This is a genomic window from Dietzia sp. WMMA184, assembly GCF_002441635.1.
GTDB classification, from domain to species: domain Bacteria; phylum Actinomycetota; class Actinomycetes; order Mycobacteriales; family Mycobacteriaceae; genus Dietzia; species Dietzia kunjamensis.
On the sequence record NZ_NXEI01000001.1, the window covers coordinates 1,374,912 to 1,393,270 of the forward strand.

At 72.2% G+C, this 18,359-nt stretch carries 19 protein-coding genes; 12 read left to right on the forward strand and 7 right to left on the reverse strand.

What is annotated here, in order from left to right; translation table 11 throughout:
- Positions 1–35: 35 nt before the first annotated feature.
- From CK206_RS06325 to CK206_RS06340, 4 genes are all read right to left on the reverse strand, one after another.
- Positions 36–1,154 (reverse strand): ABC transporter ATP-binding protein, encoded by a 1,119-nt coding sequence (locus CK206_RS06325; RefSeq protein WP_096905897.1) that lies wholly within the window; start codon positions 1,152–1,154, stop codon positions 36–38.
- The gene (locus CK206_RS06330; protein WP_371606849.1) at positions 1,151–2,698 is read right to left on the reverse strand and encodes an ABC transporter permease; all 1,548 of its coding nucleotides are present in this window, start codon (positions 2,696–2,698) and stop codon (positions 1,151–1,153) included. The genes CK206_RS06325 and CK206_RS06330 overlap by 4 nt, the downstream gene beginning before the upstream one ends.
- 64 nt (positions 2,699–2,762) lie before the next feature.
- Complete coding sequence (locus CK206_RS06335) at positions 2,763–3,782, reverse strand: iron ABC transporter substrate-binding protein (protein ID WP_096905899.1); 1,020 nt, start codon at positions 3,780–3,782, stop codon at positions 2,763–2,765.
- A 138-nt stretch (positions 3,783–3,920) separates the two neighbouring features.
- Entirely contained in the window at positions 3,921–5,327 is a 1,407-nt protein-coding gene (locus tag CK206_RS06340) for an NAD(P)H-quinone dehydrogenase (protein ID WP_067712206.1), read from the reverse strand.
- A 150-nt stretch (positions 5,328–5,477) separates the two neighbouring features.
- On the opposite strand from CK206_RS06340, the gene CK206_RS06345 reads away from it, so the two are divergent.
- From CK206_RS06345 to CK206_RS06355, 3 genes are read left to right on the forward strand one after another with little or no spacing between them, the layout of a single operon-like run.
- Positions 5,478–6,011, forward strand: a complete 534-nt coding sequence (locus CK206_RS06345; protein WP_067712430.1) for a gamma-glutamylcyclotransferase family protein — start codon at positions 5,478–5,480, stop codon at positions 6,009–6,011.
- A 5-nt stretch (positions 6,012–6,016) separates the two neighbouring features.
- A complete protein-coding gene (locus CK206_RS06350) occupies positions 6,017–6,850 on the forward strand; it encodes a purine-nucleoside phosphorylase (protein ID WP_096905900.1) in 834 nt (277 codons plus the stop codon).
- Between the two features lie 11 nt (positions 6,851–6,861).
- The gene (locus CK206_RS06355) at positions 6,862–8,370 is read left to right on the forward strand and encodes a phospho-sugar mutase (RefSeq protein ID WP_254050502.1); all 1,509 of its coding nucleotides are present in this window, start codon (positions 6,862–6,864) and stop codon (positions 8,368–8,370) included.
- Positions 8,371–8,405: 35 nt separating this feature from the next.
- On the opposite strand, the gene upp is transcribed toward CK206_RS06355, so the two are convergent.
- Positions 8,406–9,029: a uracil phosphoribosyltransferase gene (upp, locus tag CK206_RS06360; RefSeq protein ID WP_069388394.1), complete on the reverse strand. Its 624-nt coding sequence runs from the start codon at positions 9,027–9,029 to the stop codon at positions 8,406–8,408.
- 112 nt (positions 9,030–9,141) lie between these two features.
- Here upp and CK206_RS06365 point away from each other — a divergent pair, with 112 nt between their 5' ends.
- The 5 genes from CK206_RS06365 to CK206_RS06385 are packed head-to-tail and all read left to right on the forward strand — an operon-like array spanning position 9,142 to position 12,599.
- Positions 9,142–9,498 carry a type VII secretion target gene (locus CK206_RS06365; RefSeq protein ID WP_067712196.1) on the forward strand — a complete coding sequence of 119 codons (357 nt, stop codon included), beginning with the start codon at positions 9,142–9,144 and terminating at the stop codon, positions 9,496–9,498.
- Between the two features lie 4 nt (positions 9,499–9,502).
- Positions 9,503–10,711, forward strand: coding sequence for a C40 family peptidase (locus CK206_RS20660; RefSeq protein ID WP_096905901.1), 1,209 nt, complete (start codon positions 9,503–9,505; stop codon positions 10,709–10,711).
- Positions 10,711–10,977 carry a hypothetical protein gene (locus tag CK206_RS06375; protein WP_069388393.1) on the forward strand — a complete coding sequence of 89 codons (267 nt, stop codon included), beginning with the start codon at positions 10,711–10,713 and terminating at the stop codon, positions 10,975–10,977. The genes CK206_RS20660 and CK206_RS06375 overlap by 1 nt, the downstream gene beginning before the upstream one ends.
- On the forward strand, positions 10,974–11,354 hold the full coding sequence (locus CK206_RS06380) for a YbaB/EbfC family nucleoid-associated protein (RefSeq protein ID WP_067712187.1): 381 nt from the start codon (positions 10,974–10,976) through the stop codon (positions 11,352–11,354). Before CK206_RS06375 ends, CK206_RS06380 begins: the two co-directional genes overlap by 4 nt.
- A 24-nt stretch (positions 11,355–11,378) precedes the next feature.
- Entirely contained in the window at positions 11,379–12,599 is a 1,221-nt protein-coding gene (locus CK206_RS06385; RefSeq protein ID WP_173674777.1) for a hypothetical protein, read from the forward strand.
- Between the two features lie 38 nt (positions 12,600–12,637).
- Here CK206_RS06385 and CK206_RS06390 read toward each other — a convergent pair whose 3' ends face one another.
- Together CK206_RS06390 and CK206_RS06395 are read right to left on the reverse strand one after the other, a co-directional pair.
- Positions 12,638–13,936, reverse strand: coding sequence for a thymidine phosphorylase (locus tag CK206_RS06390; RefSeq protein ID WP_096905903.1), 1,299 nt, complete (start codon positions 13,934–13,936; stop codon positions 12,638–12,640).
- 11 nt (positions 13,937–13,947) lie between these two features.
- Entirely contained in the window at positions 13,948–14,400 is a 453-nt protein-coding gene (locus tag CK206_RS06395) for a cytidine deaminase (protein WP_067712178.1), read from the reverse strand.
- 189 nt (positions 14,401–14,589) lie between these two features.
- Between CK206_RS06395 and sdhC the strand changes: the two genes are divergently transcribed.
- The 4 genes from sdhC to CK206_RS06415 are packed head-to-tail and all read left to right on the forward strand — an operon-like array spanning position 14,590 to position 18,061.
- Complete coding sequence (gene sdhC / locus CK206_RS06400; protein ID WP_083249443.1) at positions 14,590–14,997, forward strand: succinate dehydrogenase, cytochrome b556 subunit; 408 nt, start codon at positions 14,590–14,592, stop codon at positions 14,995–14,997.
- A 14-nt stretch (positions 14,998–15,011) separates the two neighbouring features.
- Positions 15,012–15,443 (forward strand): succinate dehydrogenase hydrophobic membrane anchor subunit, encoded by a 432-nt coding sequence (locus CK206_RS06405; RefSeq protein WP_067712174.1) that lies wholly within the window; start codon positions 15,012–15,014, stop codon positions 15,441–15,443.
- Positions 15,444–15,500: 57 nt separating this feature from the next.
- Positions 15,501–17,270, forward strand: a complete 1,770-nt coding sequence (gene sdhA / locus CK206_RS06410; protein WP_067712170.1) for a succinate dehydrogenase flavoprotein subunit — start codon at positions 15,501–15,503, stop codon at positions 17,268–17,270.
- Positions 17,270–18,061 carry a succinate dehydrogenase iron-sulfur subunit gene (locus tag CK206_RS06415; protein ID WP_067712166.1) on the forward strand — a complete coding sequence of 264 codons (792 nt, stop codon included), beginning with the start codon at positions 17,270–17,272 and terminating at the stop codon, positions 18,059–18,061. The genes sdhA and CK206_RS06415 overlap by 1 nt, the downstream gene beginning before the upstream one ends.
- Positions 18,062–18,359 lie beyond the last annotated feature (298 nt).

An 18,359-nucleotide genomic window follows, 5' to 3' on the forward strand; every position in this document is an offset into this window, starting at 1 on the left:
GTGGATGCGGTCGACGGGGTGCGGTCGACGGGGTGTCAGACGGCGTGGAAGACCGCCGGCCGCAGCGGACGCACGGCGAGGCGGGAGCCCGTCCCGACGCGCTGACCCGTGGGTACCGGCACGGCGCAGATCTGGTCGGTGCCGTCGAATCGCATCCGCACCAGGGTCCGGGCACCCCCGAACTCGACGGCGGTGCACACGGCGTGGCCCCGGATCTCCTCGTCGTCGTAACCGACGTCGTACCCGTCGTCGTACCCGACCTCGTGCCCGGCGGCCCCGACACCGCGCACCTCCAGGCTCTCGGGGCGCCACAGGACGGTCCCCCGTCCCTCGGCGGGCGAGTCCAGCGGCACGGTGCCGAGAACCGTCTCCGCGGTCGCGCCGGTCGCCGTGGCCGGCAGGGCGACGGTCTCGCCGGAGAGGTCGGCGACCCCGCGGCTGACCGGATGGTGGTAAAGCCGCTCGGGGGTGTCGACCTGGGCGAGCTCGCCGTCGATGAGGACCGCGACGCGGTCAGCCGTCGCCATCGCCTCGGAACGGTCGTGCGTGACGAGGATGGAGGTGGCCCCGGCCTCGGCGAGCAACGCCGCGACCTCCGCTCTCACCGCTCCGCGCAGGGCCGCGTCGAGCGCGCTGAAGGGCTCGTCGAGCAGGATCAGCCCGGCGCCGGGGGCGAGTGCCCGCGCGAGTGCCACCCGCTGCTGCTGACCGCCCGACAGTTGCGACGGCCGGTCACCCGCCCGGTCCGCCAGCCTGACCAGGTCGAGCACCTCGCGGACCCGCTCGGCACGCTCGGCGCGGCCGCGCCACCTCGCCAGGGGGCCAGGCGGCACCAGGCCGAACCCCACGTTGTGCGCCACGTCCAGGTGGGGGAACAGCGCGCCCTGCTGGGGGACCAGCCCGATCCCGCGCCGCTGGGCACTGAGCCGGTCGATGCGGCGGCCGTCCAGCAGGATCCGGCCGGATGACACCGGGTGCAGGCCCGCGATCATGCGCAGCATCGTGGTCTTCCCCGATCCGGAGGCGCCCAGGACCGCCACCGATTCTCCCGCCTCCACCCGGAGGGAGACGCCACGGACGACCGGGGAGCCGTCGTAGCCGCCCGAGACGGAGTCGAGTTCGAGTACCCCGCCGGGGCTGGGCTTCCAGGTCATGTCGCGCTCCGTTCGGTCTCGTTCGCCCGGCCCGGGGCCGCGGTCGCCGTGCCCGGGTCGCGTCGGCCGCCCGCGCCCCAGCCGAACGACCTACTCAGCACGAACGCGGGGATGACGGCCACGACGACCAACATGGCGGCGTAGGGGGCCGCCTGCGAGTAGGCCGCCACCTCGGTGTGCGACCACATCGCGGTGGCGAGGGTCTCCGTGCCCGTGGGCCGCAACAACAACGTGGCGGGCAGTTCCTTGGCCACACTGAGGAACACGAGGCTCGCGCCCGCGAGGATCCCCGGCATCGCCAGTGGCGCGACCACCCGGGCGAACGTGCGCAGACGCCCGGAGCCCAGGCCGGCCGAGACGTCCTCGAGGCTCACCGGGATGGCGCTGACCGACGAGCGCACCACTCCCACTGCGAGCGGCAGGAACAGCACCACGTAGGCGAACACCAGCATCGGTGTCTGCTGGTAGAGCCCCGGCACCAGCCGGATCCCCACGAACACCACCGCGAGGCCCACCGTGATGCCCGGGAGCGCGAAACCGACCTGGGCGATGGTCTCGGTGGCCCGCGCGACGAGCCCGTCCGAGCGCGCCGCGAGGATCCCGATCGGCAGCGCCAGCACGATGGTGGCCAGCGCCGCCACGGCCGAGACCCCGGCGGTGGTGCCGGCGGCCTGGAACACCGGCGCCCACGAGACGTCCACGCTCGCCGCCGCGCGCACCCACCGGGCGAGGCCGACGAGTGGGCCGAACACCCCGCCAGCGAGGATGACGGCGACGACGACGAGGGCGAGCCCCTTCAGGCGACCCAGCGGTAGCCGGGTGGGCGCCGAGTCCACCCCGGCGCCGACCCTCGCGACCTCGCCGCGTCGGGCCCGCCGCTCCCCGACCATCACGACCAGGGCCAACGCGATGAGGACGCACGCCAGGACGGCCGCCGGGACGCGGTCGAACGCCGCCCGGTAGGAGTGGTAGATGCCCAGTGTGAACGCCTCGTAGCGGAGCATCGCGACCGCACCGAAGTCGGACAGCGTGTACAGCGCCACCAGGAGCCCGCCCGCGGCGACCGCCGGTCGGATCTGTCGGAACGTCACCCCGAACACGGCACGGGTGGTGCCGTGCCCGAGGGTGCGCGCGACCTCCTCGAGTCCCGGGTCCACCCGCCGGAGGGCGGCGGAGGCGGGGAGGAACACGTACGGGTAGCAGGAGATGGTGAGCACCGCGACGGCCCCCGGCAACCCGAGGATCTCCGGGAAGTCGGCCACCCAGAGGTAGCCGAGGACATACGACGGCGTGGCCAGCGGAACGCACAGGAGCGCACCGATGACCGGGGCCCCCGGTAGGTCGGTGCGGACCACGAGCCACGCCATCCCCACCCCGACGATCACGCTGGCGGTGGTGACCAACACGACCAGCACGACGGTGTTGCCGAGGAGGGTCAGCGTCCGACCGGAGCCGAGCACCTCGGCGGCGGACGCCGGGCCCCGTTCGCCCGCCCGGATGACCAGGTAGACCAGCGGGATGAGCGTCGCCGCACACGCCAGCACGGCGGCCGCCCCGAGGAGGGGCCGGCCGCCGCGCAGTCGCGTCAGCAGGTCGATGTCCGGTCCGTCAGATCATGCCGACGCGGGCGAGCATGGCCTGCGTCTGCTCGAGACCGTCCAGCTGACCGAGGTCGATGTCCGGGCCGCCGAGCGTGTCCAGCGGAGGGAGGCCGGCCGCGTCCGTGGCGATCCCCGGGACCACGGGGTACTCGCTGGTCTCCTCGACGAAATACGTCTGGGCCGGCTCGGCCAGGAACGCCTCGACGACGCGGCGGGCGTCGTCGGGGCGGTCCGTGGAGGCGAGGATCGCGACGCCCGCCACGTTGACCAGCGCACCCGGATCGCCCTGCGCCATGTACTTCACGCGGGCGCGCATGTTCTCCGCACCCTTCTCCGCGGCCGAGTTGTACCAGTAGTAGTGGTTGGTCAGACCGAGTTCGACGGCGCCCGCGTCGACGGCCTGCAGGAGCGCGTTGTTGTTCTCGAAGGTCTGCGGGTCGTTGGCGAGGAAGTCCCGCAGCCACTGCTCGGCGGCCTCGTCGCCCCGGTCCACCCGCAGCGCCGTGACGAAGGACTGGAACGACGCGTTGGTGGGCGCGTAGCCCACGCGCCCCTTCCACTCGGGGGCCAGGACCGCGTCGATGGTGGCGGGCACCTCGGCCTCGTCCAGTGTCCGGGAGTCGTAGATCAGGACGCGCGCCCGCAGGCTGGTCGCGACCCAGGTGCCGTCCGCCGCGCGGTATTCCGCGGGGACGGCCTCGGTCACGGACTCGTCGAGCTGCTGCAGCAGGCCCGCGTTGTCGAGGGCACCGAGGGCCCCGGCGTCCTGTGAGAAGAACACGTCCGCGGGGCTGGCCTCCCCCTCCTCCGCGATCTGCGCCGCCATCTCCGGGGTGGAGGCGTACCGCACCTCGATGTCCACCCCGGTGGAGTCCGAGATCTGCTCGATCAGCGGGGCCACGAGGCTCTCGCTGCGACCGGAGTAGAGCACCAGTGCGTCCGATTCGTCGGAGTCCGAGGTGCAGGCCGCCAGCCCGAGTACGAGGGATCCGGCGGCGGCCAGGACTGCAACACGACGCAGCTTCATTGTGGCTCCTTAGCGGTTCCCGACGCCGTGTCGTCGACGTCGACGGAGCTTAGCCTAACCTGAACGGCCCTTCCGGACAGTGCGCAGGGCACGCGACACCGTCTCCATCGCACCGGATGCCGGGGCGCCGGATGCCTGTCAGTCGAGGTCGTCGTGGCGCATGAGCTGGCGCGCCGCCTCGGTGATCGTGCCCGTCATCGACGGGTAGACCGAGAACGAGCCCGCGAGATCGCCCACCGTGAGCTGGTTCCGCACCGCCACCGAGATCGGCAGGATGAGCTCGGAGGCGGTGGGGGCGACGACCACGCCGCCGACCACCACGCCCGAAGCCGGGCGACAGAAGAGCTTGACGAACCCGCGGCGCAGGCTGCGCATCTTGGCCCGGGGGTTGCCGGCCAGCGGCATGACCTCCACGCGCGCCGGCACCTCGCCGCTCTCGATCTGCGCGTGCGAGATGCCGACGGTGGCGATCTCCGGCCGGGTGAACACCGCCGAGGCCACGGTCTTGAGCTTGATGGGGCTGACGCCCTCGCCCAGCGCGTGGTACATCGCGATGCGCCCCTGCATGGCGGCCACGGAGGCGAGCGGGAACAGGTCGGTGCAGTCGCCGCCGGCGTAGATGCCCGGCGCGGTGGTACGCGAGACGCGGTCGACCTTGATGTGGCCGCTGCGCTGCAACTCGACACCGGCGCTCTCCAGTCCGAGGCCCTCGGTGTTGGGCACGGAACCGACGCAGATGAGGGCGTGGGACCCCTTGACCGTGCGACCGTCCCCGAGGCGGACGATGATGCCGTCCTGGAAGTGCTCGACCGCGTCGGCGCGCGCGTGCTTGACCAGCGAGACGCCCCGCTCACTGAGCGCCTCCTCCAGCACCAGGGCGGCGTCGGCGTCCTCGTGCGGCAGCACACGGTCGCGGCTGGAGACCATGGTGACCTTGACACCCATCTCCGTGAACGCCGAGACGAACTCGGCACCGGTCACACCCGATCCCACCACCACGAGGTGCGTCGGGAGCACGGTGAGGTCGTAGAGCTGACGCCAGTTGAGGATCCGCTCGCCGTCGGGCTCCGCGCCCGAGATCACGCGGGGGCTGGACCCGGTGGCCACCAGGACCACGTCGGCGTCGAAGATCTTCTCCTGGCCGTCATCGAACGTCACGGCCACCCGGTGGGAGGCCATGCCGGGCTGGGAGTCGTGCAGACGGGCCCGTCCGGACAGCAGCCGCACGCCCTCGCGCTGGAGTTGCGACCGGATGTCCGCGGACTGGGCGCGCGCCAGGGACTTGACCCGGCCGTTGACCTGACCCAGCTTGTAGGCGGTGGGATCGAAGTGCGCCTGGACGCCCATCTCCTCGGCCCGGCGCATGTCCGTGCGCACGCCGGTGGTGGCGATGAACGTCTTGGACGGCACGCAGTCACTCAGAACACAGTTGCCGCCGATGCCGTCGGAGTCGACGATCGTGACGTCCGCACCGTACTGGGCCGCGACCAGCGCGGCCTCGTAGCCGGCGGGGCCGCCGCCGATGATGATGATGCGTTGCGTCACATGTCCTCCACGGCTCACAGGGGTAAGGGCCGGGCGCCGCAGCCCGCTGTGGCGGATCGCGTCACGTCCGCCGTACACGGTAGTCGAACGCCACGATCGGGGACGCCGGGACATCTGGGCGCCACCGCCGAAGGGGCTAGGGTTGTGGGCGTGCCTCTCTACGCCGCGTACGGGACGAACATGTATCCCGATCAGATGAACACCCGCGCGCCGCACTCGCCCTTCGCGGGGACGGGTTGGCTCGAGGGCTGGCGCCTGACCTTCGCCGGGGACGACCCCACGTGGGAGGGTGCCGTCGCCACCGTCGTCGAGGACCCGGACTCCAGGGTGTTCGTGGTGCTCTACGACGTCCCCGACGAGGACGTCCGCGCCCTCGACCGCTGGGAGGGCACGGACCGGATGCCCGCCCGCAAGATCCGGGTCCGCATCACGCGCCGGCCCACCGTGCCCGACGGTCCCCCGGTCGACGCGCAGGAGTCCGAGTTCGCCGTGGACATCGCCCCGGCCGGCACCGACGACACCGTGCTCGCGTGGCTGTACGTGATGGACGCCTTCGAGGGAGGTCTGCCGTCCGCGCGCTACCTCGGCCTGCTCGCGGACGCCGCCGAGTGCGCGGGGGCCCCCGAGAAGTACGTGCACGAATTGCGCACCCGCCCGTCGCGCAACGTCGGCCCCGGCGCCTGACGCGGATGGCGCCCCTGCTGACGCCCACCGACGAGGCCCGCGCGGCCGCCGCCCGGATCGCCGACCTGAGTGGCCGCGGGCACCACGACGTGGCCCTGGTCCTGGGGTCGGGCTGGTCCGAGGTCGTGACCGGACTCGCCGACCCGGGCTCCGCCGTGACCATCGCCCCCGCCGACCTCCCCGGGTTCGCCACACCCGCGGTCGCCGGGCACCGCGGGACGGTCACCAGTTGCCTGGTCGACGGGGTGCCGCTGCTGTCCGTGGCCGGGCGCACCCACCTCTACGAGGGCCGGGGTACCGGACCCGTCGTGCACCCCGCCCACGTCGCGGCCGCCGCCGGAGCGCGGGCGCTCGTGCTCACCAACGCCGCCGGCGGGCTGCGGGACGACCTCGCCGTCGGTGACCTCGTCCTCATCCGCGACCACCTCAACCTCACCGCTCGCTCGCCGCTCACCGGGCCGCTGTTCGTGGACATGGTCGACGCCTACTCCCCACGCCTGCGCGCGGCGGCCGCCGACGCGATGGCCGCGGTGGACGTGGGCCGCCCCTCCGAGGGCGTCTACGCCGCCATGCCCGGCCCCCAGTACGAGACCCCGGCCGAGATCAACATGCTCCGCACCCTCGGCGCCGACCTCGTGGGCATGTCGACGGTGCCCGAGACCATCAGCGCCCGCGGGCTGGGCCTCGACGTGGTCGCGGTGTCGCTCGTGACCAACCTCGCCGCCGGCGTCACCGGGCAGCCGCTGGACCATTCGGAGGTGCTCGCCGCCGGAGCCGCCGGATCCGCCCGCCTCACCGGGGCCCTGCGCGCCCTCGTCCCCGCCGTCGCCCGCTGCTGAGGGGCACACCCGTGACCGCGCCCGTTCCCGATCCCGCACCGCTGACCTTCGGCACCGCGGGCGTCCGCGCTCCCCTGGGGCCGGGGCCCGGCCGGATGAACGACGAGACGGTCACCCTCGTGGCCACCGCCGTCGCCCGGTACCTGCGGGAACATGAACCAGCCGGGTCGACGGTCATCGTGGGCGGGGACGCCCGGCACGGGTCGGCCCGATTCGTCGACGTGGTGGCTGCGGTGCTGGCGGCGCACGACCTCGTCGTCGTCGTCCCCGGCGCGCCCGTCCCCACCCCGGTGGTGGCCGCGGCGGTCCGCGCGCGCGGCGCGGTGGCCGGGCTCGTCGTGACCGCCTCCCACAACCCCGCGAGCGACAACGGCATCAAGGTCTACGGACGCGGCGGCGCGCAGATCGTGCCGCCGACCGACTCCCGGATCGAGCGGCACCTGCACGCCGCGGCGCGGGAGGGGGTCGCCGTCCCCACGGCCGTACCCGGATCGGTGCGGGTGGACCCCGTGCTCGTCGACGACTACGTGGCCTCCGTCGTCACGGCCCTGCCACGGCCCGCCCGGCCGCCCCGCGTGGCACTGACCCCCGTCCACGGGGTCGGAGGCGATCTCTGCCGCCGCGTCCTGGCCGGGATCGGCGTGCTCGACGTGACGCTGGTGGCCGAGCAGGCGGACCCGGACCCGGACTTCCCCACCGTCGCCTCCCCGAACCCCGAACGGCCCGGGACGACCGCGCGGCTGCTGGAGTTGGCGGCGCGGATCGACGCCGACGTCGCGATCGCGCTCGACCCGGACGCCGACCGGTGCGCCGTGGGGTTCGCCGACCCGGACGGGCGGTGGCGGATGCTCGACGGCGACGAGACGGGCGCGGTGCTCGCCGACCATCTGCTGCGCGCGCCGCTTCCGGGGTCGGCCGCGGGCGACGAGCTCGGTGTGCCGGTCGTCGCGTCGACGATCGTCTCCTCGCGGGTGCCGTCGCTGCTGGTCCCGGCGCGCGGCGGTCGGCACGTGGAGACGCTGACCGGGTTCAAGTGGCTCGTGCGGGCCGGCGAGCCGATGCGGTACGCCTACGAGGAGGCCATCGGGCACTGCGTCCTGCCGGACGTCGTGGCCGACAAGGACGGGATCTCGGCGGCCGCGGTGTGGTGCGCGATGGTCGGATCCGGCGGACCGACGGTCGGCGCGCGACTCGACGCACTGGCCACGGAGTTCGGGGCGCACCTCCGGCGCAACGTGTCGCTGCCCCTGGCGGACGACGCGGACCCGGCGGCGGCGCTGACGCGGGCGGCAGGGCTTCTCACCACCGTCGGCGAGGTCCGACCGCTGGAGGGGACCGCCGGCATCCGCGTGGACTCGGATGGTGCGCGCGCCGTGGTGCGGCCCTCGGGCACGGAGCCGCTGCTCAAGACGTACGTCGAGGCGTGGACCCCGCCCGGGCCCTCCGCGTCGGACCGCCGCGACACCGCACGCCGGCTCGCGCGGCTCGGTGATGCGGTCGCAGGCGCGGTGGGCGGCTAGCTAGCGCTCAGCGCGTGCCGGTGGGCGGTTGGCGGCTACCGGGGCCCGAAGAGGCGGTCGCCCGCGTCGCCGAGGCCGGGGACGATGAAGGCGTTCTCGTCGAGGCGCTCGTCGATCGTCGCGGTGACCAGCGTCGCGGCCAGCCCGGAGGCGCGCACCGCCTCGATCCCCTCCGGCGCACACAGGACGCACACCACGGTGACCCCGGTCGCGCCGCGCGCCGCGAGCGTCTCCAGCGTCGACACCAGCGACCCGCCCGTCGCGAGCATCGGGTCCAGGACCACGACGTGACGTCCGGCCAGGTCCTCGGGCAGCGAGCACAGGTACGACACCGGCTGGTGGCTCTCCTCGTCGCGCGCGAGGCCGATGAACCCGACCTGCGCGCCCGGCATCAGACGAGTGGCCGGATCCAACAGGCCCAGGCCCGCCCGCAGCACCGGCACCACGAGCGGCACGCCGTCCACCGCGACCGCGGTCGTGTCCGTGATCGGGGTGCTCACGGTGACCTCGGTGGTCGGTACCGACCGGAAGGCCTCGTAGCAGAGCATGGTGCCGAGGGCGTCCATCGCGGCGCGGAACCCGGCCGTGTCGGTGGCGGAGTCGCGCAGCGTACGGAGCCGGTCCCCGACCAGCGGGTGATCCACGACGGTGATGTCCATGCCCGTCAGGATTCCATACGGAGGAAATCCCGGACCGGCTGGAACCGGATCGTCTTCTCGACGCGTCGAACCCTGTGACGGGACGAGAGAGAACGACGAGGGGACGCAGGACATGACGGACGGGGCGATCGACGTCCATGTCGACGGTTTACGCGAACTGGGAACGGGGCTGACCACCCTGGCCGACACGCTGGGGGGTGCGCTCGAGGCGGTGGACGGGCTGCCGATCGAGGCGGTGACGCCCGTGGTCGGGCCCGTGGGCGCCGACTTCATGTCCGCGCTCATGGCGGCGACCGCGCGGCACCGCGAGGTGTTGGCCGGGCTCACGCGGGTCACCGACGCCGCCGGGGAGCTCGTGTTGGAGACGGCCAGGCTCTTCGACGAGTCCGACGCCGCCGGCGCTGCGGCGATCGGCGCCGCCGGTGCCGCCGGTGCCGCCGGCGCCGATCTCACCGGGAAGTGGGTGTGATCCGGTGATCGCCGACGCGCTGGCCTACGCCGGCCCCATCAAACAGATCCTCGATCTGCTGTCCGCGGAGGAGTTCGTCCCCGCCGAGGCGCAGGACATCATGCGGCCGGTCAGTGACGGACTCGAGGCCGCGCAGCAACTCGGCCCGCCGCTGGAACGTCTGCTGTCGGAGTCGTGGGACTCCCTGGCCTCCCTGGGGGCCGCGCACTCGATCGCCGAGGTCGGCCGGACGATGGGCGCGCTCGGCGAGTCCGCCGCGGAGATCGCGCGGGTCACCGCCGTGGCCGCTGAGATCGTGGTCCGGGGGACTGTCGAGGTGATAGGGATTGTGCAGCAGTTCCTCGCCCGTGCGGCCGCCATGGGGCCGGCCCTCCTCACCCCGCCGGGACAGGCCGGCCTCCTCGGGCTGGCCGCCGAGCACCTCGCGCGTGGGATCCAGGTGGCCGAGCGGGTCCAGACCGAGCTGAGGGTGCCGACCGCGGAGATGCGGGCCATCGCCGCCGGTATCCCCCCGGCCCCCCGCATGCCGGGCACGGTCGGGGCCGGTTCCGGCACCGGCGGCGCGATCGACGCCACCATGGTCGCCTACACCGAGTCCGGTCCGGACGCGGTCTTCGCTGCGGGCGGCGGCGCGGGCGGCGGCGCGGGCGGCGCGGTCTTCGCTGCGGGCGGCGGCGCGGACGGCGCGGGCGGCGGCTCGTTTGACGGCGGTTCGTTCGACAGTGGCTCGTCGGGTGTCGCGGCGGAGTCCGCCGCCGGGTCCGGGTTCGTGCCCGGGACGGCGGGGTTCGGTGACGCCGGGTCCGGGGTGATCGGCGGCGGAACCGAGGTGACCCTGCCCGACGGCTCGGTCGTCACCGCCCCCAACGAGCAGGCCGCCGGCGCTGTCCGCAACGCGCTCAGTCAGCAGGGTGTGCCGTACGTGTGGGGCGGCACCTCTCCCGGCCAGGGGCTGGACTGCAGTGGCCTGACGCAGTGGGCGTACGGGGACGCCGGTGTGGAGATCCCCCGCCTGGCCCAGGAACAGGGCGTGGGTGTCCAGGTGTCCCCGCAGGACGTCCTGCCCGGTGACCTGCTCGTGTGGGACGGCCACGTCGCCATGTACATCGGCAACGGTCAGATCGTGGAGGCCGGGGACCCTGTAGCGGTGTCCGGGCTCCGCACCGACAATATCGGCATGTCGTTCCACGGCTTCTACCGTCCGACCGGCTGATGGCACCCGACAGCTGCCGGCACACCGACCCGATGACCGGGGTGGTCGCCGAGGTCGGCACCGACGGCGTCCCGGTGGGCCTGGCCCTTCCGGAGGCCCTCCTCGACCGCCCGCCCGCGGAGGTGGCGCGCGCGGTCCTGCGCAGCCTCACCGCGGCCGCGGGCGACGCCCGCGATCTGCTGGAACGCCTCGCCGCCGACGACTGGGACGAGAGGGACTGGGACGAGAGGGACCCGGGCGACGAGCCGGGCGGGTCTGTCAGGTGAGCGCCGGAGGACTGGACGTCGAGGCGTTCCTCGATCGTCTGCGCGGGATCGCGACCGAGTGGGAGTCGGCACACGACCAGCTGGAGACCTTGCGCATCTCGACGACCAGCCGGGACCGACTCGCCACCGCGACCGCGGACTCCGGCGGGAGCGTGGTGGACCTCGTGCTGGCGCCCGGGTTGCGCAGGCACGGGTCCGAGGTGGTCGCGGCGTCGATCCTCGAGGCCACGTCGGCTGCCGTGGAGCAGGCCAACACCCGTCGCGCGGAGCTGGTCTCGGGCTCGGTGGCCCTCGCCGTGAGCGGTCGGAGGCGGGCAGCCGAGGACGCCGCCCGTCATCACACCGACCCCGCCCCGGCGGGCCGTGGCACCGCCTGACTAGCCGTGGATATGCTGACCGGCATGGCCAAGGACATCGTCCCGATCGAGCTCGGTCTCCCGGAGGGAGACGTCACGACCCTCTGGGCACCCAGCTGGCGGGAGGACAACGACGACTGGGAGGCGTTCCTCGGGCTGGACGAGGACCTCTACGCCTTTGACTCGACGGCCGAACTCCTCGCCCTGGTCCGCAGCGGCGCGGAGCACGATCTGCAGGACCACCCCTCGTGGGAGGAGTTCGCCGGATCGGACGTGCTCGCCTTCCGCGCCGCCGAGGAGAACTGCTACGACCTCGTCGGCGTCCTCGAGCTCCTCGGGGACGATCCGACCGAGTCGTCGGTCGACGAGATCGATCAGTCCTTCGCGATCGCCCGCTCGATCGGCGAGGTGTGCGAACTGGACACCGTCACCAAGTTCTTCAACGGCAACCCGGTGCTCGCGTCCGTCACGCACGGCATGGACGAGTTCTACGGCCGCGACGGGCTCAAGCTGTGGAAATCCATCCGCAAGACGGTCGCCAAGGGCTGGGACGACGTCCTCGACGCCATCCAGGACGTCATGACCACCCCGGAGATCGACCGCGCCGAGGTCGAGCGTGCGCGCCACGACCTGGAGACCGCCGAGGCCGCGCTCCCCGAGCCGGAGCCGGAGCCCGAGCCCGCCCCGACCGGGTACCCGGACGGCTCGCTCTGGAAGAGCGTCGGGATCGACCCCGTCAGGATCGTGTTCGCTGACCAGGAGTACCTGAGTCTGCGCTGCTACCTGGGCGACCGGCCGGTGTTCCTCGGCGACGGCGACCAGGCGTACGTCTTCACCAGTGCGCGCGGCCTGTCCCGCTACCTGGCCGACAACGACGACGACACCCTGAGCCGGGTGGCCACCTACGAGCGCGTCAAGATCGCCGCGACCGACGGCAGCCTGGACGTGCACGTCACAGACGACAACGTGTACGTCCTGGCCGGGCTCGACCGCGACATCGAGGTCGGGCCGGAGATGGTGGACTCCGAGCAGCTCGGCCTGGCGGTCGAGTTCGTCACCGACCTGGCCAACTACGTCGGCGACGCCGAACTCGAGGCGTCGGTGACCGGGCGCGGGTCGGCGCTACGGCGCTACCTGCACTACGTCCTCAACCCCGACGACGCCAAGCTGCTCGAGCCGACCGCACCGTATGACGACGAGGCGTCCGAGTGGCGCGACCTGGTCGACGACGTCGAGAAGCTCGTCACCACGCCCGACCTCGCCTGATCCGGGGTGCGTCGTCCCCGGCGTCCGTTCCCGGACGGTCACCAGCCGCGCAGTCGCTCGGTCACCACGCCGGCAGGACCGCGATCCGGGCCCGTCCCGAACGCGGCCGCCACCTCGTCGAGTGCGGCCGGCAACCGTGCGGTGTCGCCCGCGTGGACGGTGGCCACCACCTCGCCGACGCGGACGTGTTCGCCCTCGACGCGGTGCAGCATCACGCCCGCGCCCGGGTCGACCGCCTCGCCGGGGCGGGTCCGCCCCGCCCCGGCCAACCACGACGCGCGACCGACCCCGAGCGCGTCCCACCTGATCGGACCCGACGCCGGGGCCCGCACCTCCTCGACGTGCGCCGCCCGCGGTAGGACCGCGTCCGGGTCCCCGCCCTGCGCGGAGATCATCGCCCGGTAGGAGTCCATGGCCCGCCCGTCCGCCAGCCGGGCACGCGGGTCGGCGTCCGGGATCCCCACCGCGGCGAGCGCCTCGAGCGCCAGCGCGCAGGTCAGGTCGACCATGTCGGCAGGCCCCCCGCCGGCGAGGATCTCCCGCGCCTCGGCCACCTCGAGCGCGTTGCCCACGGCGCGACCGAGGGGCGTGTTATTGGCGGTCACCAGGGCACTGGTCCGCACACCGGCGGCGGCGCCGATCCCGACCATCACCCGCGCCAGCTCGGCGGCGTCGGCGGGGTCGGGCAGGAACGCGCCGGAGCCGAACTTCACGTCCAGCACCAGCGCACCGGTGCCCTCGGCGATCTTCTTGCTCATGATGGACGCGGCGATCATCGGGATGGACGGGACGGTGCCGGTGACGTCCCGCAGCGCGTAGAGGGCCCGGTCGGCGGGGGCGAGGTCGGCCCCGGCAGCGCAGATCACGGCCCCGGTCCGCGTCAGGACGGCACGCATCTCGTCGGCGTCGAGGTCCGCGCGCCACCCGGGGATGGACTCGAGTTTGTCGAGCGTGCCGCCGGTGTGGCCGAGCCCCCGGCCCGACAGTTGCGGCACGGCCACGTCCCACGTCGCCAACAGCGGTGTCAGGACGAGGGTGATCGCGTCGCCCACGCCGCCGGTGGAGTGCTTGTCGACGGTGGGCACCACCCTGCCGCCGCGGGTCAGATCGGACAGGTCCATCCGGGTTCCGGAGCCCACCATCGCCGTGGTCCACCGGGAGATCTCCCGGTCGGTCATCCCGCGGAAGTAGATCGCCATCGCGAGCGCGGACATCTGCTCGGGTGCGACGACCCCGCGGGTGAACCCGTCGACGATCCAGTCGATCTCGTCGTCGTCGAGTTCCCGCCCGTCCCGCTTGGCCTCGATGATCCGCACGGCGTCGTGTCGCGCGCTCATCCCGGAGCCACTCACCGCAGGTCCCCCGGTCCGAAGGCGTCCGGGAGGAGCTCGGCGAGGCGCACCGCGCCGCGCGCGGTGTGGACCACCAGCCCGGGGCCGCCGTGTTCGTGCAGGAGTTGTCGGCAGCGTCCGCACGGCGCGAGGGGGTCCCCGGTGTGGGAGACGACGACGAGCTCGAGCAGCCTCCCGCCGCCGGTGCGGTAGAGGTCGGAGACGAGCGAGCACTCGGCGCACAGGGTCAGGCCGTAGGAGGCGTTCTCGACGTTGCACCCGACGACCATCCGTACCCGCCCGTCGGGGTCGCCGGCGGGCGGGTCCACGTCCGGGCCAACGGCCAGCGCGGCGGCCCCCACCCCCAGCCCGGAGTACGGACGGTAGGCACCCCGTGCGGCGGCGAGGGCGGCGTCGGTGAGGCCGGCGACGATCGCGTTGTGTTGTGCTGCGGTTTCGTCCTGGGACACCTGGCTTACCCCTCGGTAACATCTTTTAGGCTTCCCTAACTGGGAGAACCCGCTCGGTCCACGGTACCCACCCTGCTTTCGCCTAGTCAGATCTCAGGTCTAAAGTCCTAGTAGGCGCCCGCTGTGCTCTCGGGCCGGAACGCGCGCCGATGGCATCAGGCCCAGACGATTCGGAGGCACGACAAGCCCATGAGTACTGCGCAGGCGCCGGCGCGTCCGGCCCCCACAAAGAAGCTCAACCTCTACAAGGGTGACCCGGGGATGTGGTCCTGGGTCGCGCACCGCATCTCGGGCGTCGCGATCTTCTTCTTCCTCTTCGTACACGTGCTCGACACCGCGCTCGTCACGGTGAGCCCGGAGAGTTACAACGCGGTCATCGACACGTACAAGACCCCGATCGTCGGCCTCATGGAGATCGGTCTGGTCGCGCTCGTGCTCTTCCACGCGCTCAACGGTCTCCGGATCGTCCTCGTCGACTTCTGGTCGAAGGGCGCCAAGTACCAGCGTCAGATGCTGTGGGCCGTCCTGGCGATCTGGGTCGTGGTGTTCGCCGCGGCCACCGCCCGCCTCCTCTTCCTTCTCTTCCAGCACCTCTAAGGGGAACGATCACCATGGCAGACGCACCTGTTCTCCAGACGTCCTACGACCGGCCGGCCTCCCTGGCGCAGCCGCGCTCGCCCCGCCTGCGCTCGCGCGGCAACTTCGAACGCTCGGCGTGGATCTTCATGCGCTACTCGGGCGTCGCGCTGGTCATCCTCACGATCGGTCACCTCACCGTCGGTCTGATGATCGACGAGGGCGTCCAACGCATCGACTGGGCGTACGTGGCGGACCGCTGGCAGAGCCCGTTCTGGGCCGTGTGGGACCTCCTCATGCTCTGGCTGGCCATGCTCCACGGCGGCAACGGTGTCCGCACCGTCATCGCGGACTACTCCCGCAAGGACTCGACCCGGTTCTGGCTCAACTCGATCCTGTTCGTCGCCACCGGCCTCGTCCTGGTCCTGGGCACCTACGCCATCTTCGGCCTCGCCTACGACCTCTGACCGCGGCCGTCTTCGTCTGCGGACTTCACTTCTCCGAAAGCGAGCACTGAGTAACCCATGACCGATCGTCAGGTCCACCAGCATCAGTACGACGTCGTGATCGTCGGCGCCGGCGGCGCGGGTATGCGCGCGGCCATCGAGTCGGGCCCGCGTACCCGCACCGCCGTCCTCACCAAGCTCTACCCCACCCGCTCCCACACCGGCGCCGCCCAGGGCGGCATGTGCGCCGCCCTCGCGAACGTCGAGGAGGACAACTGGGAGTGGCACACGTTCGACACGGTCAAGGGCGGCGACTACCTCGTCGACCAGGACGCCGCGGAGATCATGGCCAAGGAGGCCATCACCGCCGTCATCGACCTGGAGAACATGGGCCTGCCGTTCAATCGCACGCCCGAGGGCAAGATCGACCAGCGGCGCTTCGGCGGCCACACCCGTGACCACGGCAAGGCGCCCGTGCGTCGCGCCTGCTACGCGGCCGACCGCACCGGTCACATGATCCTGCAGACGCTCTACCAGAACTGCGTCAAGCACAACGTGGAGTTCTTCAACGAGTTCTACGTGCTGGACCTGTGTCTCACCGAGACCCCCGAGGGTCCCGTCGCCACCGGCTGCGTCGCCTACGAGCTCGCCTCCGGCGACCTGCACGTGTTCCACTCCAAGGCCACCGTCTTCGCCACGGGTGGCTCGGGCCGCATGTACAAGACCACCTCGAACGCCCACACCCTCACCGGTGACGGCATGGCCGTGGTGTTCCGCAAGGGCCTGCCGCTGGAGGACATGGAGTTCCACCAGTTCCACCCGACCGGCCTCGCCGGCCTGGGCATCCTCATCTCCGAGGCCGTCCGCGGTGAGGGCGGCATCCTGCGCAACGCGGACGGTGAGCGCTTCATGGAGCGCTACGCCCCCACCATCAAGGACCTCGCGCCCCGTGACATCGTCGCCCGCTCGATGGTCCTGGAGGTCCGCGAGGGCCGCGGCGCCGGCCCCGAGAAGGACTACGTCTACATCGACGTGACCCACCTCGGTGCCGACGTGCTCGAGGAGAAGCTGCCCGACATCACCGAGTTCTCGCGCACCTACCTCGGTGTGGACCCGGTGACCGAGCTCGTGCCGGTCTTCCCCACCTGCCACTACGTCATGGGCGGTATCCCGACCAACGTGCAGGGCGAGGTGCTGCGCAACTCCGAGGACGTCGTTCCCGGCCTCTACGCCGCGGGCGAGTGCGCCTGCGTGTCCGTTCACGGCTCCAACCGTCTGGGCACCAACTCGCTGCTGGACATCAACGTGTTCGGCCGCCGCGCCGGCATCGCCGCCGCCGAGTACGCCGCGGGCCATGACTTCGTCGAGCTGCCCGCCGAGCCCGAGCAGATGGTCCGTGACTGGATGGAGCGCATGCTCGCCCCACACGGCAGCGAGAACGCCGCGGACATCCGCAGCGAGATGCAGGCCATGATGGACGACAAGGCGTCGGTCTTCCGCACCGAGCAGTCGCTCACCGAGGCCCGTGACGAGCTCCGCGCCCTCAAGGCCCGCTACGCCGACGTCACCGTCTCGGACAAGGGCAAGCGCTTCAACACCGAACTCTTGGAGGCCGTCGAACTGGGCTTCCTGCTGGAGCTGGCGGAGGTCACGGTCGTCTGTGCCCTCAACCGCAAGGAGTCCCGCGGCGGTCACTCCCGCGAGGACTTCCCGGACCGCGACGACGCCACGTACATGAAACACACGATGGCGTTCAAGGAGGGCGGTCTCGACCTGCTCTCCGACATCCGGCTGGATTGGAAGCCGGTTGTGCAGACCCGCTACGAGCCGATGGAGCGTAAGTACTGATGAGCACCGCAGTCGACACCACCAAGGCCAACGACGGCAAGGACCCCGGCGCCAACCGTCCCGTGCCGCCCGGCTCGACCATGGTCACGCTGAAGATCGCCCGTTTCAACCCGGAGGATCCGGACTCGGCCGGCTGGAAGGAGTACGAGGTCCCGGCGCTGCCGTCCGACCGTCTGCTCAACCTGCTGACGTACGTCAAGAACTACATCGACGGATCGCTGGCGTTCCGTCGATCGTGCGCGCACGGCGTCTGCGGCTCGGACGCCATGCAGGTCAACGGTGTGAACCGCCTGGCGTGCAAGGTTCTGATGAAGGACATGCTCCCGAAGGACGGCAAGCCCGTCACCATCACCATCGCCCCACTGCGCGGGCTGCCGGTGGAGAAGGACCTGTACGTCGACATGGAGCCGTTCTTCAAGTCGTACCGCGACGTGATGCCCTACCTCATCACCTCCGGCAACCAGCCGACCGCCGAGCGCATCCAGTCGCAGACGGACCGGGCCCGCTTCGACGACACCACCAAGTGCATCCTCTGCGCCTGCTGCACGAGTTCCTGCCCGGTGTTCTGGGCCGACGGGTCGTACTTCGGGCCGGCGGCGATCGTCAACGCGCACCGGTTCATCTTCGACTCGCGTGACGAGGGCGCCGCCGATCGGCTGGAGATCCTCAACGACGCCGAGGGGGTGTGGCGTTGCCGCACCACCTTCAACTGCACCGACGCGTGCCCGCGTGGAATCCAGGTGACCAAGGCGATCACGGAGGTCAAGCGCGCGCTGCTGTTCGCGCGCTGATCACCGGGTAGCCACCACGCCGGCGCGCGTCGTTCCGACGTCGCCTCGCAGCACCGGCCGGGGCCGCATTCTCCACAGACGGAGAGTGCGGCCCCTCCGCCGTTTCCTTCCCTCGTGGCCCCGACCCTCCCCGCCGCCCCCGGCATCCGCACACGCGCCTGCCCGCTGCGACCCCAGCCGCACGCCCGGGGCCACAGCCGCACGCCCGGGCCACAGCCGCACGCCGAGATGGCGTCTCGCCTGCTCCGAAGCGGGTGCGAGACGCCACCCCGGGGAGCGGCTGCGGGGCGAGGGCGGG

Bases quoted from the DNA above. Each gene is read 5' to 3' on its own strand.
- sdhA (WP_067712170.1), top strand. From the start codon at position 15,501: ATGACCGATCGTCAGGTCCACCAGCATCAGTACGACGTCGTGATCGTC.
- CK206_RS06390 (WP_096905903.1), bottom strand. From the start codon at position 13,936: ATGAGCGCGCGACACGACGCCGTGCGGATCATCGAGGCCAAGCGGGAC.
- CK206_RS06375 (WP_069388393.1), top strand. From the start codon at position 10,711: ATGGCACCCGACAGCTGCCGGCACACCGACCCGATGACCGGGGTGGTC.
- CK206_RS06335 (WP_096905899.1), bottom strand. From the start codon at position 3,782: ATGAAGCTGCGTCGTGTTGCAGTCCTGGCCGCCGCCGGATCCCTCGTA.
- sdhC (WP_083249443.1), top strand. From the start codon at position 14,590: ATGAGTACTGCGCAGGCGCCGGCGCGTCCGGCCCCCACAAAGAAGCTC.
- CK206_RS06415 (WP_067712166.1), top strand. From the start codon at position 17,270: ATGAGCACCGCAGTCGACACCACCAAGGCCAACGACGGCAAGGACCCC.
- CK206_RS06365 (WP_067712196.1), top strand. From the start codon at position 9,142: ATGACGGACGGGGCGATCGACGTCCATGTCGACGGTTTACGCGAACTG.
- CK206_RS06325 (WP_096905897.1), bottom strand. From the start codon at position 1,154: ATGACCTGGAAGCCCAGCCCCGGCGGGGTACTCGAACTCGACTCCGTC.
- CK206_RS06385 (WP_173674777.1), top strand. From the start codon at position 11,379: ATGGCCAAGGACATCGTCCCGATCGAGCTCGGTCTCCCGGAGGGAGAC.
- upp (WP_069388394.1), bottom strand. From the start codon at position 9,029: ATGGACATCACCGTCGTGGATCACCCGCTGGTCGGGGACCGGCTCCGT.
- CK206_RS06350 (WP_096905900.1), top strand. From the start codon at position 6,017: ATGGCGCCCCTGCTGACGCCCACCGACGAGGCCCGCGCGGCCGCCGCC.
- CK206_RS06405 (WP_067712174.1), top strand. From the start codon at position 15,012: ATGGCAGACGCACCTGTTCTCCAGACGTCCTACGACCGGCCGGCCTCC.